Source organism: Trichocoleus sp. FACHB-90, assembly GCF_014695505.1.
In the GTDB taxonomy this organism is placed as follows: domain Bacteria; phylum Cyanobacteriota; class Cyanobacteriia; order Cyanobacteriales; family FACHB-T130; genus Funiculus; species Funiculus sociatus.
On the sequence record NZ_JACJOK010000026.1, the window covers coordinates 1 to 17,078 of the forward strand.

Here is a 17,078-nt window from a genome sequence, read left to right on the forward strand (position 1 = left end):
ATTTACGCCAACATCAACTCAATCGCATTGAACAACAACGATTTCGTCGAAATCCTGAAGTTTTCTTAGCAAATCTTGAGAAACTACTTCTCTAGCAAACTTTGCGGTTCTAGTTTTTTTTCGAGCCTTTAATCTGGCGCTAGATAAATGTGATTATTGCCGACCTAAACCAGATATTGAAGAATCAACGTCCAAAAATCTCCCTAAAACTCGCTCTTGTTGGGGAGAAGCGATTGATGTCTCGGTTTTTTACGGACGCGAGGATGAACTTGCAAAACTAGAATACTGGATTTTGAGCCAGCACTGCCGACTTGTCACCATCCTGGGAATGGGGGGAGTTGGTAAAACTGCGGTTTCGGTGAAATTAGCCGAACAAATTCAGGATAGTTTCGAGTATGTCATTTGGCGATCGCTTCGTAATGCTCCACCCCTCAAAGAAATTCTTTCCCACCTGATTGAGTTTTTCTCCAACCATCAAGAAACCCATTTACCAGAAAATATTAGCGCTTTAATTTCTCGCCTAATTGATGATTTACGTTCTTCACGTTGCTTGTTAGTTCTAGATAATGTGGAATCTCTTTTATGCAGCGGTAATTGTGCTGGATACTATCGAGAAGGATATGAAGATTACGGTGAATTATTCCGACGAGTAGGTGAAGCCGCTCATCAGAGTTGTTTAATTCTTACCAGCCGGGAAAAACCTAGAGAAGTTGCCGCCCTAGAAGGAGGATTATCCGTTCGCTCTTTGCAATTACCCGGTTTAAATGAAGTTGCCGGACGAGATATATTCAAAGCTAATAATTTCTTTATCGGCTCAGAATCTGAATGGCAAGAACTTATTAACCGCTACGCAGGCAATCCCTTAGCTTTAAAAATTATTGCCACCACAGTCCAAGAATTATTTAATAGCAATATATCACAATTTCTCGCTCAAGGCACAACCGTTTTTGGCGATATTCGAGATTTATTAGACCAACAGATTAACCGCCTGTCTGATTTAGAAAAGCAAATAATGTACTGGCTGGCAATCAATCGCGAACCCGTTTCACTTGCCGAGTTACGAGAGGATATTGTTGCGCCTTTATCCCCAGCAAAGTTACTAGAAGCGTTAGAATCGCTTTTCAGGCGATCGCTTGTCGAGAAAAGCAACTCCCTCTTCACTCTGCAACCAGTGGTAATGGAGTATCTGACTGAGCAATTCATCGAACAAGTTGTTGAGGAAATTGTTACTCAGGAACTTTTATTTTTTCAAACCCATGCTCTCATCAGAGCTACAGCAAAAGACTATGTAAGGGATACTCAAGTTCGCCTTATTCTGAAACCGATTAGCGATAAATTGCTTTATCTCATCGGCAGCAGCAACAATATTAAAAATCAACTCGTTAAAGTTTTATCAAACCTGCGCGGAAAATCTCCAAGAGAAACAGGCTATGCCGGAGGTAATGCCCTAAATTTAATGATTCAAATGCAGATTGATCTAAGCCAACTTGATTTTTCTCATCTAACAGTTTGGCAAGCTTATCTTACCAAAGTCAATTTGCATCAAGTCAATTTTGCCCACTGCGAATTATCCAAATCTGTTTTTGCTGAAACCTTAGATAGCATCATGTCGGTAGCATTTAGTTTGGATGGAATTTTGGCTACTGGGGATGCAAATGGTGATATTCGCCTGTGGCAAGTTGCGGATGGTCAACAACTTTTAGCTTGTCATGGGCATACTGGTTCTGTACAATCAGTTGCCTTCAGTCCTCATAAGATACTAGCCAGTGGCAGTCACGACCATACTGTAAGGTTATGGGATGTCGCTAGAGGTCAATGCCTGAAGGTTTTAGAGGGACATACCAGTTGGGTTTGGACAGTTGCTTTTAGTCCAGATGGGCAGATTTTAGCTAGTGCCAGTGTAGACAAAACAGTGAAACTTTGGGATGTCACCACAGGTTTAGAGTTAAGAACTTTGCAGGAAGATAGTGACGCGGTATTGTCAGTTGCTTTCAGTCCGGATGGCAAAATTTTGGCGAGTGGCAGCATAGACAAAAAGGTGCGTTGCTGGGATGTGGAAACAGGTCGCTGCGTCAGAATTTTGCAGGGACATACCTGGTGGATATGGTCAGTTGCTTTTAGTTCGGATGGTTGCACCTTAGCTAGTGGCAGTGAAGACTGTACAGTACGTTTGTGGGATGTTGCCACAGGTCGAGAGTTAAGAACTTTGGCAGGTCATGGGAACCGAGTATGGTCAGTTGCCTTTAGTCCATCTGATGCCACAGGGAAAATGCCTGTGTTAGTGGCTAGTGGCAGTTGCGATCGCACAGTGAAGTTCTGGGATATTAACACTGGCGAGTGTGTCCGAACTTTACAGGGACACACCAGTTGGGTATGGTCAGTCGCCTTTTCTCCACATGGTTACACCCTTGCCAGTGGTGGTTTAGACCAAACTGTAAAACTGTGGGATGTCTCCACAGGTCGCTGCATCAAAACTTTGCAAGGACGTATTAGTTGGATAAAGTCAATTAGCTTCAGTCGGGATGGTCAAATTTTGGCTAGTGGCGGTTATGACCAAAAGGTACGTCTTTGGGATGTCGCCACAGGTCGCTGCATCAAAACTTTGCTGGGACACAGTAATGGAATTTTGGCAGTTAGTTTCAGCCCTGATGGTCAAATTGTGGTCAGCGCTAGTTATGACCAAACGGTACGTTTCTGGGATGTAGCCACAGGTCGCTGCATCAGAGTTTCCCAAGGGCATATTGATGGAGTATGGTCTGTTGCTTTCAGTCCAGATGGAAAAACTTTGGCTGTTAGTTCGTACCGCGAGGTGAAGCTTTGGGATGTTGCGACAGGTGCCGAGTTAAAAACTTTGCAGGGGCATTCTGATGTAGTCTATGCAGTTAGCTTTAGCCCGGACGGTTCTATACTTGCCAGTGGTTCTCAAGATTTTACGGTAAGGCTATGGGATGTGAAAACAGGCAAATGTCTGCACGTATGCCAACAACATATCAGTTGGGTACACTCAGTTGCTTTCAGCCCGGATGGTAAGATTCTGGCTAGTAGCAGCAGTGACGAAACTATCAAGCTATGGGATGCGGTGACAGGTAGCTGCTTAAAAACTTTGCCAGAAGGTAGTCATGGAATATGGTCGCTGGCTTTCAGCCCTGATGGTGTTCTAGCCTGTGGTAGCACTGACCCCAAGGTGAAACTCTGGGATGTGGCAACAGGTAAGTGTGTCAAATCTTTGCCGGGACATAGTTTGGCGGTATATTCAGTTGCTTTCAGTCCCAATGGGCAGATTTTAGCCAGCGGCAGCAAAGATGAGACGATTAAGCTTTGGGATATGCAGACTGGTGAGTGTTTGCAGACGCTAAGAAGCGATCGCCCTTATGAAAAAATGAATATTACTGGTGTTAGGGGTTTAACTGAGGCGACTATTGCCACTTTGAAAGCTTTAGGGGCGGTTGAGTCTCCTGTATCCCCAGAATAATATTTCAATCCCTAATAGGAATTAAGACCTACGTCTCACCTATATCCTATAGGTAAGTGTAAACGTTACTCAGTCCAGCCCTAAATAAATGCCGGGGCTGGATTCAATTTGTTTGCTTGGAGAAAAAGGTCATAAATTATCGCTTTCTTACCTAAATTTGTTCTGATTTGGCAAGGAAAATCTCCTTGTGCTGGTTACAACCCACATTAGAAGCAAAAGCTGGAGTTGCCACGGTGAGAAGAGCAAACACACAACCAGACTAACAATCGCTGCTGATGCAGCAAGTTTGGCGATTTCGTCATGGGAGTTTTCCAAAACTAGGTAGGCTAAACCTAGCGAGATCACCAAGGGGATCAGAAAAAGTAAGGACATTACCTGTCACCTCTTGAACTAGAAGATACACGCTACTCCGTTTAAAAAGTACGCTTTTTTAGAGTCATTACTGACGGTTATTACTCATTTTTCTCTAGCCGCCTCCTGTTGTCATCACCCGATTGGATAAGGTTTATCAGTTAATGACTTAGATACACTGAGGAATCAGTATAGATCAGATTTTAAAATTATGCTTGATAGTGCTTGGCGAATAGGAATAGGCGTGAATGAGAACGATAATGACTGACCTGAACAGAAACAGAAAAAACTTCAGCCAAAGAATTAAACGCTCTTATAACGCAAAGATAGTAGTAGAGTTTGATTTTTTTTGCTTCTATCTAGCGTTTAAAAGCGATCGCGTTATCAGCGGAAATTTAGATAAAGGATGGTTTCCCTAGCCGCTAGATACCACAATGCCTATAGCGTTGCTATACCAGACGGAAATCTTACCATCGGCAGCCACTATCTGCGATATATTAAGTTTTGTTACAAATATAGTGGGGTGGGGGGTCACACCCCTCAGAGAGGTTATAGTTAATTTAGTAGATGCACCCTGATGATCGACGCCCTCAAGTTCTTGTTGGGCGTTTTTATTTTTGGGGGTACGCCACCTGGACTAGAGTGGCGAACAGATTTATATTTATAAGCAAGTTCAGCGAGGGAGGGGATAAGCGATCGCTATCCCCTCCCTCGCCTACACCTTAATTTTTGCCTTTTGCTGCCCCAACTCCCCGCCAGTGGCGGACAAATCGGGAAAAACTTTTATTGCTGCGGACATGAGGGGATTTTAAAGACAACTAGCCGCTAAAGCCTACCAGTATGACTGCTAAAGCACCTATCACCGCCAAGATAGTCAGTACAAATCCGGCATTTGGGCTACCTTTCCAAGAATAATCTTTGTCTTTCATTAGAACTCAGCTTTTTTAAACGACTTTTGCTTTAATTGTTACATTTTTTAATGATTAGAATAGCAATCTCGCTAGGAATTGCTCTGTTAACCCGCTAAAATTCCATCAAACTCACCCCGCATCTACCTATGAAAATCCTCCACGGCACATGGATTCCCAAGGCAGAAGCTAGCTTCATCCAAACTGGTGCATTTTACCTGTGGGTAGAAACTCCCGTTGTCACAAAACGTCGCAACGCCAAACACCCAATTCATCCCTATCATCTTCGCGAATCCGACTTGGAAGCCTTCCTCAGTAATGAACTAGGCATCACAGCAGCATCCAGACATAAGATTAGCGAAAATATTTCTCCCCAATATTTTGCCTTTCCCACCGCCAATAACCAACCTTTACCATCTCCTGAATTAACGAAATATTTAGAAGCTGACGTTGAAGAAGACTATGAAGGCTTTCTCTATTGGGAAGTTGATGCTTATGAAGTGAATACCATATTGAAAAATGGCACTTCTAGCTATGATAGGGTAAGTAATGTTATCAAAATAATAAATGATATTCACTTTTTAGCTTTACATAATTCTTCAGAAATCATTATCGGATCAGACCTGTTATTTTGGTATCACTACACCCAATCATTTAAAGAAATTATCCTCAAAGACCAATATATTCCCGCACTTAAATATCGTGAGCTGCCTGCCGCAACCAAAGGAAAGCGGAAACAAGCAAATACTTTTGAAATTTATTCAGGTTGGGAAATTATATCGGAAAAATACGAGTTATTAATCCAAAAATTTGTAGACTATATGCCTTTGGTCTGCGCTGCTGGTTCTGCCACCTTCAGCACAACAGTTGAATTTTATTCAAAAGAAACTTTCCTCCGCAACTTTTCCGAATGTCTGCTAAATGAAATTGTCACCCATACACCCTCCACTGCCAAATTCGATCAACAGATTACAGACACCATCCTCTACGGTTGCGTTTATCCAGACAGAAAAAACCCGCAAACTACCGACCAAGCACTAGAAGAATACAAACAATGGTACGCTTGGAAAGACAAATTAACCCGCAGCCAAAACCCAGGTAATTTTTACCTCTGCTTCCAGTTAAAAGAAGCCACTGCTGATAATGTAGATAACTGGCAAATTGAATTTTTGGCTACAGCTAAACAAGACCCCTCCTTAAAACTTTCCTTAGCTGAATATTGGCAACTGGGTCAGAAACAAAAAAAAGACCTACAAAAATATTTTGGCAAGGATTTTGAAAATAACCTGTTGTTGAATCTGGGATATGCAGCGCGGATGTATCCCAAACTTTGGCAGGGATTGGAAACTGACCAACCTATAGGTTTACCACTAAATTTAGTAGAAGCCTTTGAATTTCTCAAAGAAAGCGCCTGGGTATTAGAAGATTCCGGTTACAAAGTCATCGTTCCCGCTTGGTGGACACCAGAAGGCCGTCGCAAAGCTAAAATTCGCCTGAAAGCTTCCTCTCGTCCCAAAGGTCAAACTAAAGCTGCTAGTAAAGGATACTTCAGTTTAGACTCGATTGTGCAATATCAATACGAACTAGCAATCGGCGGTCAAACTGTTACAGAAAAAGAATGGCAGCAACTTGTAAACGCCAAAAGTCCCCTGGTGCAATTTCGCGGTCAGTGGATAGAGTTAGACCAAGAAAAAATGCAGCAAATGCTGGAATTCTGGCAAAATAATGCCAAAGATCAGCCAGAAATGACGCTGACAGATTTGATGAAACTAGCCGCAGAATCAGAAAATGAATTAGAAGTAGAACATGACCAGACTTTGGCGGAAATGATGGCAAAGTTGCAGGATAAAAGCAAACTGGAACCAATTGAAAATCCGCCGCAGTTGCAGGGAAATTTACGGGAATATCAAAAGCGAGGCGTGTCCTGGTTGCAATATCTGGAAAACCTGGGTTTAAATGGTTGTCTTGCAGATGATATGGGACTGGGAAAGTCGGTTCAGGTGATTGCTAGATTGGTGAATGAAAAAGAATCGACACCATCAATTTTACCAACTTTATTAATTGCGCCTACGTCAGTTGTCGGAAACTGGCAAAAAGAAATTGAAAAGTTTGCTCCGCATCTTCAAGCAATGGTGCATCATGGTAGTAGCCGTATTCAGCAAGTAGCGGAGTTTAAAGCCGCTTCTTTGAAGCACGATGTTGTCATAACTTCCTTTACTTTGGCTCGCAAAGATGAAAAACTTCTGGAAAGTGTGAAGTGGCATCGATTGGTGTTGGATGAGGCGCAAAATATTAAAAATCCTAAAGCTGCTCAAACTAAGGCAATTTTAAAGTTGCCAGCTACACATCGATTAGCTTTGACGGGAACGCCAGTAGAAAACCGATTGCTAGATTTGTGGTCGATTTTTAACTTTCTTAATCCTGGTTATTTGGGTAAAGAAGCACAGTTTCGCAAGTCTTTTGAAATTCCAATTCAAAAAGATAATAATAAGGTGAAGTCTACGACCTTGAAGAAGTTAGTAGAACCTTTTATTTTACGCCGGGTGAAGACTGACCAATCAATTATTAACGATTTGCCGGACAAAGTTGAACAAAAACTGTATTGCAATTTGACTAAAGAACAAGCTTCGCTGTACGAGGCGGTCGTTAAAGATGTAAGCGAAAAAATTAATGATTCTGAAGGAATTCAGCGCAAAGGGTTAATTTTGTCAACCTTACTGAGGCTGAAACAAATATGCAATCATCCGGCGCAATTTTTACAGGATGGAAGCGAGTTTTCAGTTGAGCGATCGCATAAACTCGGTCGTCTGGCAGAAATGGTCGAAGAAGCCATTTCTGAAGGCGAAAGTATGTTAATCTTTAGCCAATTTAAAGAAGTTTGCGACTCCTTAGAGAAATATCTGAAAAACACTTGTCACTACAACACCTATTACATTCATGGAGGAACAAACCGCAACAAGCGGGAGCAAATGATAGCTGAGTTTCAAAACCCAGAAACTGAACCTTCGGTATTTATTCTCTCCTTAAAAGCTGGTGGCGTTGGTATTACCCTCACCAAAGCTAATCACGTTTTTCATTTTGACCGTTGGTGGAACCCCGCAGTCGAAGACCAAGCCACAGATCGAGCTTTCCGTATTGGTCAAAAGAAAAATGTGTTTGTTCACAAATTCGTTGCTATCGGCACCTTAGAAGAACGCATCGACAAAATGATAGAAGATAAGAAAAAGTTGTCATCTGCTGTCGTTGGTGCTGATGAAGCTTGGCTTACAGAACTTGATAATGAAGCTTTTAAACAACTGATTTCACTCAATAAAGCCGCAATTTTGGAGTAAACTATCATGGCGCAATTTAGCCGTACCTGGTGGGGTAAACGCTTTATTCTAGCCTTAGAATCTTTCAGCGATTCAGCTAGATTAGGACGCGGACGTTCCTATGCGAGTAATGGAAAAGTTCTCAAATACAACATTGACCAAAACGAAATAACTGCTACTGTCAGAGGTTCAGTTAATCCCTATTTTGGAGTATATAAAGAGCCAAAATATAGCATTAATATCGAAATTAAACCAATTGATAAAACTAACTGGTCGAAAGCAATTAAATATATTTCATCAAAAGCCAGCTTTGTTTCTAAGCTGCTGATGAATGAGGTTCCTGATAATATTGAAGAGGCATTTGCTGATTTGGGGTTGAATCTCTTACCCCACAGCCAAAAAGACTTTAAAACCAGTTGTTCGTGTCCAGATTACGCCAATCCTTGTAAACACATTGCTGGGGTTTACTACGTGGTAGCGTCCCAATTAGACTACAATCCGTTTCTATTATTTGAACTCAGGGGTTTATCTAAAGAAGCCTTGCAAGCAGAACTGGCAAAATCTCCTTTAGGACAAGTTTTATCCACCGAACTTACGGCAAAAGAAATTCCTTTAGAATCCACAGCGTCTTACTATACTCCCCTAGAAAAAGTACAAATTACTGAAAAGATAAATCCCAGAGAGTTTTGGCTAGGAAGTAAGAGATTGCCGCAAACTGTTGAAGCAGTATCGCCAGCAAGTTTGCCAGCTATTTTGATTAAAAAACAGGGAGATTTCCCGCCTTTTTGGAAGAAAGATAGTTCTTTTATTGAAACGATGGAAGAGTTATATCAGCGAGTAAGAACCAAAAATAAGGAAGTTATGTAATCATCTCTAGCCTCGTTCCCAGGCTCAGTTTGGGAACAAGGCTAGAGATTATAATATTAAGCGATCGCTTCACAAGTCTTGACAGAAAAATGAACAGGGGCAGATTTTAAACCCGCCCCTATTTCAGATATATTACGCCCGACAGCCGCTGCTACAGGTCTTAAGCTGTGAACCAGACTCACCATATCTTCTAAGGAAAGCGCCTGACGGGCATCGGAAACCGATTTTTCGGGTTCTGGGTGACATTCAATAATTAACCCATCTGCACCACAGGCGATCGCAGCCTTCGCCAAAGGTGCCACCAATTCCCGCTTACCTACCGCATGAGAAGGATCTACAATTACTGGCAAGTGCGTTATCTGCTTCAAAGCCACTACTGCGCCTAAATCCAGCACATTGCGCGTATAGTTATCGAAACTGCGGATACCCCGTTCGCACAGCACTACATCCGGATTGCCGTGGCTTAAAATATATTCTGCCGCCATGACAAATTCTTCAATAGTAGAAGCTAACCCACGCTTGAGTAGTATTGGTTTACCAGCTTCTCCCAAAGCTTTCAGCAAATCGAAGTTTTGCATATTGCGACTACCAATTTGCAGCATATCAGCATGGGTTGCAACAGCTTCTATTTGCCCAATTGACATGACTTCTGTGACGACGGGGATCGAGTAACGCGATCGCACCGAAGCCAGAATCTGCAATCCTTCCACTCCCATTCCTTGAAAAGCATAGGGAGAGGTGCGGGGTTTGTAAACACCGCCACGCAAAGCCTGAACGGGTGCGGCGGCGAGATGACTAGCAACAGTTTCCATCTGATCCAAGCTTTCCACTGTACAGGGGCCGCCGATGATAACCACGTCTTCTCCACCAAAGCTGACTTTTTCGGAAAGTCTGACAATGGTTTGGTGATTAGAGTGAGATTGTGAGGCAAGTTTAGCGTTGATCATGGTTCGATTCTCCTTACAAAAAAATGTGACGTTGACAAAACAAAAAGCCCGGAACCTGATTGCAAGTTCCGGGCGCTGGACGATTTATCGACATGACGCTATTTACCCGGAATTTGCTCTGGGCCAAAAGTAAAAGCCATAAAACCAGCTACTGAAATAGGTCATCACGATTAAAATCCAATCCTTGAAAAAAACAAAAAAACCGCAGAGTTTGCTCTGCGGTTCACCAGGCGGTTCCAATGGGGACATTGGATTCACTCCCGGTGAACCGCCTTAAACCAATAAAAGTAAAAACTGCTGCTGAACATTTGTAAGAGCTATAAATCTGAAAATTTATTACATACCTTCAACCATTGACGTTAGCAGAGGGATCGGGCGGTGTCAAGAGGTTATGAGAGTAGGTTAGGTTTGCCCGATCCCACATTGACCCTACAACTACTTTTTGGAATCAGCCCAAGCCAGTAGAAGCTAGACAGTGCAGTTCTCTTCTAAATGATGAGATGATATTAAATTGACCATTATAAAAATTTAGTCGTACCATTATGGCGGAAATTCAGTTTGCCAGAGGACTCAAAGAAGAAGTCATACCGGATGTAAAGCTAACTCGTTCGCGGGATGGCAATCAAGGTACTGCCACGTTTTATTTTCAAACTCCCAACGCTTTCAACAGTGAAAACGCGGAAGAAATCACCGGGATGTACATGATTGACGAAGAAGGCGAAATAGTGACCAGAGAAGTCAAGGGCATATTTGTCAATGGTCAAGCTAAAGATTTACAAGCGGTTTACCTGATGAAGTCAGAAGATGAATGGAATCGCTTTATGCGCTTCATGCAGCGGTATGCCGAAGAGAATGGTTTAGAATTTAGCAAATCCTAAATAGATTTTGAGTTTTGAGTTAGGGTTAGAAATTAAAAACTCATAACTTAAAACTCTTGCTTGTATGACTAACCTGCCTCACCCTGATATAAAGGGGATGACAGTAACTTGCGCTGTCATTACCGTTAGCGATACGCGATCGCCCGAAACAGATACTAGCGGTCAGTTAATTAGGCAGTTACTCCAAAATGCAGGTCACGCGATTGGGGAGTACGCCATTCTCAAAGACGAACCTACGCAAATTCGGGCGCTGCTAGCAACGCTAGGTCAACGCCCTGATCTGGATGCTTTAATTTTCAATGGCGGCACTGGGATCGCACCGAGAGACACCACCTACGATGCTCTAGAGAAGGAACTCTCAAAAACTTTGCCTGGTTTTGGCGAGTTGTTTCGCTTTCTGAGTTATCAAGAAATTGGTTCGCGGGCGATCGCATCTCGCGCTGTTGCTGGCGTTTATAAAAGCAAGCTGGTCTTCTCTGTTCCCGGTTCCAGCAACGCCGTTAAACTTGCAATTGAGAAGCTTATTATACCAGAACTTGTCCATTTGGTCAAGCAAATTAAAAGCTAAAAAGCAAAATGTAGAGAGATTAAATTTAACCTCTCTACATTTTGCCTTTTAACATTTTGCCTTTTAGATGATTGCCTAATTTACCGGATGCTGAGCGATCGCGGTAATTGCGGTTTACCCGGCTGGGCGAGTTTAGTATTTTCCAACTCAGCGATCGCGCGGGCATATTGCGGATCTTCCTGAGTTCCAAGTAACGTCGGATTACTGCCAAGACGCTTGCGCTGGTCGTCGTTCAAGTCAATCTTGACATCAGGAGTAACCCCCTTCTGGCTGATATCCGTTCCCTTTGGCGTGTAGTAGTGAGCAATCGTCACAGCTAAACCAGAACCATCACTCAGAGAATGCACCGACTGAACTAGCGCCTTCCCAAAAGTTTGAGAGCCGATAATCTTCGCACGACCATTATCCTTCAGCGCCCCAGAGAGAATTTCGCTAGCCGATGCCGAATTGCCATCTACTAGCACCGCAAGAGGCAACTGAGTCAACGACTTGCCATTTGTCTTAAATTCTTCATTTGCTCCCTTGCGGTCTACTGTCCGGACGATGGCACCTTTATCCATCCACATCTGGGCAATTTCTACGCTGGAGTGCAATAACCCACCCGGATTACCCCGCAAATCCAATACAAAAGCATCCACCTTGTCGTTATTGAGAGTCTTAATCGAGCGACGCATTTGGTCTGCGGCGTGGGCGCTAAACTCATTCAAGCGGATATAGCCGACGCGGATTTTACCTTCCTGCTTGACCGAAGAACGGACAGCAGCCAGTTCAATCTGCGCCCTAGTCAATGCCACATCCTTATCCCTGCCTTCGCTGGATATCTTGAGGGTGACTTTCGTCCCAACTTCGCCCCGGATCAAGTTAGCGGCAGCTTCCACACTCATCCCCTTTGTGGTTTTGCCATTAATTGCCAAAATCTTATCTCCCGGCTTGATACCCGCTTTGAGAGCTGGGGAATTCTCAATCGGTTCCACAACGGTCAGATCCTTGGTTTTTTCGTCCAGTTCCAGCTTCAAACCTACGCCAGACAGTTCTCCGGAAGTTTGGCTAGTCAATGCTTGATACTGTTTGGGATCAAGAAAACGAGTGTAAGGATCCTCTAATTTTTCCAGCGCCACCCGGATAGCCTTGTAGGCTTCTTCGCGGGTAGTGTAGTTTTTGGAGAGCAGCTCTTGTCGGGTCGCTTGCCAATCCACCTGATTAAAGGTGCCATCAACATATTCCCGGTTGACAATTTGCCATGCTTCATCGACAACCGATTTTGGACTTTCTTGCAGGGCAGCTCGGACAGAGGGACCGAAGAAAGACAAAGCTGCCGTGGTTGCGATCGCTCCACCAAACAGAGCAACGTGGAGCCGAGAGAAGTTTTTTGGGGATGGATTCATGAAGAGTGGCTTGGGAGGGGTTTAATCTGTAGATACCGTGTGACGCCTGAAACGAACTATTTCCAAGATACTCAGGTTTATTATCTAGGCTGCATCAATTTTGTGCCAGTTCGCCCAGTGTCCTCATTATTCATATTAGTAGCCAGGATAACAGCCTTGTTTGACTCGACTTTCCTGCTAATTTTTTACTTACCTCAGTTTAATAGGCACCAGCCTAAAAGAACAACAAAATGGTCTTAATAGCTAAAGTAGTGTAAAGCATTACTAGATTTCATCCGAACAAATACTCAAATAAATTGTGAACCGCTCAGTTAGATTTACTTACCAGCCGCCCCACCGTGCCGCAGTTCATCAGTTTGCCTTCAGAAGCGCTCGACGGCTTTTAGTGTTCATTATCGCTATTCTAGGCGTTATCTTGGGCGGATGGCTATTAATCGTTATGCTTTCTTTGTACTCTGCCTCACAAGCTAAAGTGGATGCCTATTTTGTCTTAGGCGGAAGTATTACCAGGGAAATATACGTAGCCCAGCAAGTAAAAAAAGACCCAGAAATACGGGTTTTAATTTCTCAAGGCTCTAAAGACCCCTGCATCTGGCTAATTTTTCAAAGAGAAAATGCTTCTATTGAGCAAATTTGGCTAGAAAAGTGTGCAAAATCTACTTTTAGCAATTTCTATTTTGGGATACCAATTCTGCGCTCTTGGGGAGTTCGTAAAATTAAGTTAATCACGTCCGCCAGCCATCTGCCAAGGGCGCAGTGGCTCTCCCAAATTCTATGCGGCGCTCATGGGATTTGGGTAGAGACTGAAATCGTACCAGAACAGGGTATTCCTGCCAATCGAGAGTCGTTTCTCAAGACAGGATTAGACGTAACTCGTAGCTTAGTATGGGCGGTGTTGAGCCAGGTAATCCAACCAAAATGCAACCAAGTAACTCGGCTTGCGGATGTGGATATAGAACAGTGGCGGGAGCAGAGTTTTAAGTGCGAACATCAGGGAAATGTAAAGTGAGCGTGCGTTAGAAACTATGGAATTTTGGGAACACTGAATATAAACCCAATCAGCCGCTTTCTTGCTGTACACCAAGCTCACAGCACAAATAACTTAGATGAATAATATTAATCGGTCTTACGAAATTCTTGGGCTGAAACCCGGTGCATCGCACTCAGAGATTAAGCAGGCTTACCGACACCTGGCTAAGACTTCGCATCCAGATCGCTTTTCTCACGATACTCAGCTAAAACAAAAGGCAGAGGAGGAAATTAAAAAAATTAACCAAGCTTACGAACAGCTAAAGTTTTATTTAGAGAATTCGGTTGATAAAACTTCTACTACCGGGATTTATAAAAATAATTTATCTAATGCCGAAATATACTATAGCCAGGGATTGGAAAATATTAAAAAAGAAAAATATGAGGAAGCAATCGAAGACTTTACTCGCGCAATCCGGAGCAATTCATACTATATAGAAGCATATAAATCCAGAGGGTTTGCCTGCTCCCAAGTTGGATATAACAACAGAGCCAACTCAGATTTAAAGAAAGTGGCAGAGCTTGAGCTGAAACAAAAAGCGGCAAAGCCTTCACCCGCACCGCCGCCACCCTCGCCACCGCCACCGTCTGCATCTGTATTGCCACAATGGAAATGCGATCGCACCCTCACCAGCCATTCAGAATTAGTTGCTACTGTTGTCATCAGTTGGGATGGAAAAACCCTTATCAGTGGCAGCTTTGACAAAACTATCAAGCTATGGAATCTGGCTACAGGGAAGCTAATCCACACCCTCACAGGCCATTCAGACAGGGTGCGTTGCCTTGCCTTTAGTAAAGATAGAAGAACTTTTGCCACTGGCAGTGTTGACAAAACCATCAAGTTGTGGGATTTTGCTACAGGGAAAGTAATTCGCACCCTTGGCGGTTTTTTTTCTGGGCATTCAGACGAAGTTTCGGCTGTCACCTTCAACCTAGATGGGCAAATTATAGTTAGTGCTAGTAATGACAAAACTATCAAGTTTTGGCAGACAGCTACAGGAAAAGAACTCAACACTATTAAAGGACAGTCAGCCCAAGTTTTGTCTATTGCTATCAGTCGGGATGGAAAGATTCTTGCTAGTGGCGGTTTGGAAAAGCCGCTCAGAATTCGGCAAATGGGCGACGGTCAACTAATTCGTTCAATTGTCGGAAATTCTGGCTATGTTTTGTCTGTCGCCTTCAGCCCAGATGGACAGACTCTAGCCAGTGGGAGTTTTAAGCAAATCAAACTGTGGCAGACAGCTACAGGCAGAGAACTCTGTACTCTCACAGGGCATACAGGTGCGGTTTATTCTGTCACTTTCAGCCCAGATGGAAAGACTTTCGTGAGTGGCAGCGAGGACGGCACTATCAAGCTGTGGCAGATAGCTACAGGCAGAGAACTCTGTACTCTGGCGGGGCATTTAGGTGTAATTTATTCTGTTGCTATCAGTCCAGATGGAAAGACTATCGTGAGTGGGAGTCATGATAAGACTATCAAGATTTGGCGATTTAGTTGATGGTAATTAGCGCACTTTTGGCTCCCCTATAAAATATGAAGATGCTACAAAATATTTTGCTATTTCCACCTGCTTAAAGCTGGAAAACGAAAATAGGGTAAGTTTTTGCCTACCCTATTTTTTTTCTACTTTTCTATTCCGACTCGTCGGGAGTGGCTAAAACTACCGCAGGATCTTGAGCTTGAAGGGGTACAGGTGTCGAGGTTTGTAAAGTTTCCTCGTCAAGCGCCGTCCATTCGGTGTGGAAGAAGCCTTCTTTGTCAATACGCTCGTAGGTGTGAGCGCCGAAGTAATCGCGCTGAGCTTGGGTGAGGTTTTGTGGCAAGCGATCGCGTCGATAACTATCAAAATAATCCAGCGACGCACTGAACGCCGGAACCGGAATCCCCAGCTTCGCTGACTGCGACAAAACTTCCCGCCAAGCGTCCTGACGATCCAGAATTGTCTGCTTAAACTCAGGAGCCAAAAGCAAATTAGGCAACTCTGGATTTTCCTTGAAAGCAGATTTAATCTTATTCAAGAACCCAGCTCGAATAATACAACCACCCTTCCAAATCCGGGCAGTTTCGCTCAAATTCAGTTCATAGGAATAAGCCTTTGACGCTGCACTCAATAGCGCCATACCCTGAGCGTAAGAGCAAATCTTCGAGCAATAGAGAGCATCACGGATTTGGTTAATGAAGGTTTTGGTGTCCCCCTGATACTTCCCACTAGGGCCCGTTAAAATCTCCGAAGCAGCCACCCGCTCCTTCTTGAAGGAAGACATGATCCGGGCATTAACCGCCGCCGTCATCGTCGGAATACAGATCCCCAACTCTAGCGCACTCTGCACCGTCCAACGTCCCGTACCTTTTTGCCCAGCCGCATCGAGAATCTTATCAACCAGAGGCTGATAAATATCTGGATCGATGTAAGTAAAGATATCCGCCGTAATCTCAATTAGGTAGGAATTGAGTTCATCGGTGGTGTTCCATTCGGCAAAAATCTCGTGCAGTTGCTGGTGATCCAACCCCAAAGCATTCTTGAGCAAGTCGTATGCTTCTGCAATCAGCTGCATATCGCCATACTCAATGCCATTGTGTACCATCTTGACGTAGTGACCAGCACCACTAGGGCCAATATAGGTCACACAGGGGCCATCATCCACCTGAGCCGCAATCTTCGTCAAAATTGGCTCCAGATACTCGTAGGAGCTTTTCGTGCCTCCTGGCATCAAGCTAGGGCCATTCAGCGCCCCTTCTTCACCCCCACTGACACCCATCCCGATAAACCTGAAACCCTCCGGCTCTAATTCGCGAGTGCGACGAGCGGTATCGTCAAACAGGGAGTTTCCACCGTCGATAATAATATCGCCCTCATCCAGCAGGGGTTTGAGCTGGTTAATCACCGCATCCACTGGCGCTCCAGCTTTTACCATGATCAAGATTTTGCGGGGACGTTCCAGAGATTTAACAAAATCCTCAATTGAATAGGCGGCGTGGACATTTTTTCCCTGCGCCCGCTGGGCCATAAAGGCATCCGTTTTTTCTGGCGTGCGGTTATAGACGGAGATGGGGAACCCATTGCGCTCTACATTTAGCGCCAAGTTTTCGCCCATGACGGCTAAACCAATTACACCAAAGCTCTGCTGTGTCATAAGATTCAATGTTCAACTCTGCAATGCTTTTGAACAGTTGCGTTCCTTTCAGGGTATCCCGATATTTTATGGGTTTCCCGTAAAGAAGATATTAAGAGTCGCCAAAACTAGAGCGCCCTTAGTACAAAAGACATCAAATTGAAACAGCTAATTTAATTTCAATTTGTATCTAGGTCAACAGTTCTCTTGCAAAATTGGATCGTAGACACAAGTTTTGGAGCATCCAT

At 43.8% G+C, this 17,078-nt stretch carries 10 protein-coding genes; 7 read left to right on the plus strand and 3 right to left on the minus strand.

The features are described from left to right. The first annotated feature begins 232 nt into the window (after positions 1–232). The 3 genes from H6F74_RS07620 (at position 233) to H6F74_RS07630 (ending at position 8,909) form a co-directional block, all read left to right on the plus strand. Complete coding sequence (locus H6F74_RS07620; protein WP_347269489.1) at positions 233–3,472, plus strand: NB-ARC domain-containing protein; 3,240 nt, start codon at positions 233–235, stop codon at positions 3,470–3,472. A gap of 1,408 nt (positions 3,473–4,880) precedes the next feature. Further along, complete coding sequence (locus tag H6F74_RS07625) at positions 4,881–8,063, plus strand: DEAD/DEAH box helicase (RefSeq protein ID WP_190438567.1); 3,183 nt, start codon at positions 4,881–4,883, stop codon at positions 8,061–8,063. Positions 8,064–8,069: 6 nt separating this feature from the next. Then, positions 8,070–8,909, plus strand: a complete 840-nt coding sequence (locus tag H6F74_RS07630; RefSeq protein WP_190438570.1) for an SWIM zinc finger family protein — start codon at positions 8,070–8,072, stop codon at positions 8,907–8,909. A 56-nt stretch (positions 8,910–8,965) separates the two neighbouring features. On the opposite strand, the gene aroF is transcribed toward H6F74_RS07630, so the two are convergent. Further along, a complete protein-coding gene (aroF, locus tag H6F74_RS07635; RefSeq protein ID WP_190438571.1) occupies positions 8,966–9,856 on the minus strand; it encodes a 3-deoxy-7-phosphoheptulonate synthase in 891 nt (296 codons plus the stop codon). Positions 9,857–10,398: 542 nt separating this feature from the next. Here aroF and psb28 point away from each other — a divergent pair. Continuing rightward, positions 10,399–10,734: a photosystem II reaction center protein Psb28 gene (gene psb28 / locus H6F74_RS07640; protein ID WP_190438574.1), complete on the plus strand. Its 336-nt coding sequence runs from the start codon at positions 10,399–10,401 to the stop codon at positions 10,732–10,734. Between the two features lie 64 nt (positions 10,735–10,798). Further along, positions 10,799–11,302, plus strand: a complete 504-nt coding sequence (locus H6F74_RS07645; protein WP_190438577.1) for a MogA/MoaB family molybdenum cofactor biosynthesis protein — start codon at positions 10,799–10,801, stop codon at positions 11,300–11,302. Between the two features lie 80 nt (positions 11,303–11,382). Here the strand turns inward: H6F74_RS07645 and ctpB are convergent, their stop codons facing one another. Next, the gene (gene ctpB, locus H6F74_RS07650; RefSeq protein ID WP_190438588.1) at positions 11,383–12,687 is read right to left on the minus strand and encodes a carboxyl-terminal processing protease CtpB; all 1,305 of its coding nucleotides are present in this window, start codon (positions 12,685–12,687) and stop codon (positions 11,383–11,385) included. 298 nt (positions 12,688–12,985) lie between these two features. Here ctpB and H6F74_RS07655 point away from each other — a divergent pair, with 298 nt between their 5' ends. Next, positions 12,986–13,696 carry a YdcF family protein gene (locus H6F74_RS07655; protein ID WP_199300969.1) on the plus strand — a complete coding sequence of 237 codons (711 nt, stop codon included), beginning with the start codon at positions 12,986–12,988 and terminating at the stop codon, positions 13,694–13,696. 97 nt (positions 13,697–13,793) lie between these two features. After that, the gene (locus H6F74_RS07660) at positions 13,794–15,215 is read left to right on the plus strand and encodes a DnaJ domain-containing protein (protein WP_190438604.1); all 1,422 of its coding nucleotides are present in this window, start codon (positions 13,794–13,796) and stop codon (positions 15,213–15,215) included. Between the two features lie 133 nt (positions 15,216–15,348). On the opposite strand, the gene gndA is transcribed toward H6F74_RS07660, so the two are convergent. Further along, positions 15,349–16,851: an NADP-dependent phosphogluconate dehydrogenase gene (gndA, locus tag H6F74_RS07665; RefSeq protein ID WP_190438607.1), complete on the minus strand. Its 1,503-nt coding sequence runs from the start codon at positions 16,849–16,851 to the stop codon at positions 15,349–15,351. Between the last annotated feature and the right edge of the window lie 227 nt (positions 16,852–17,078).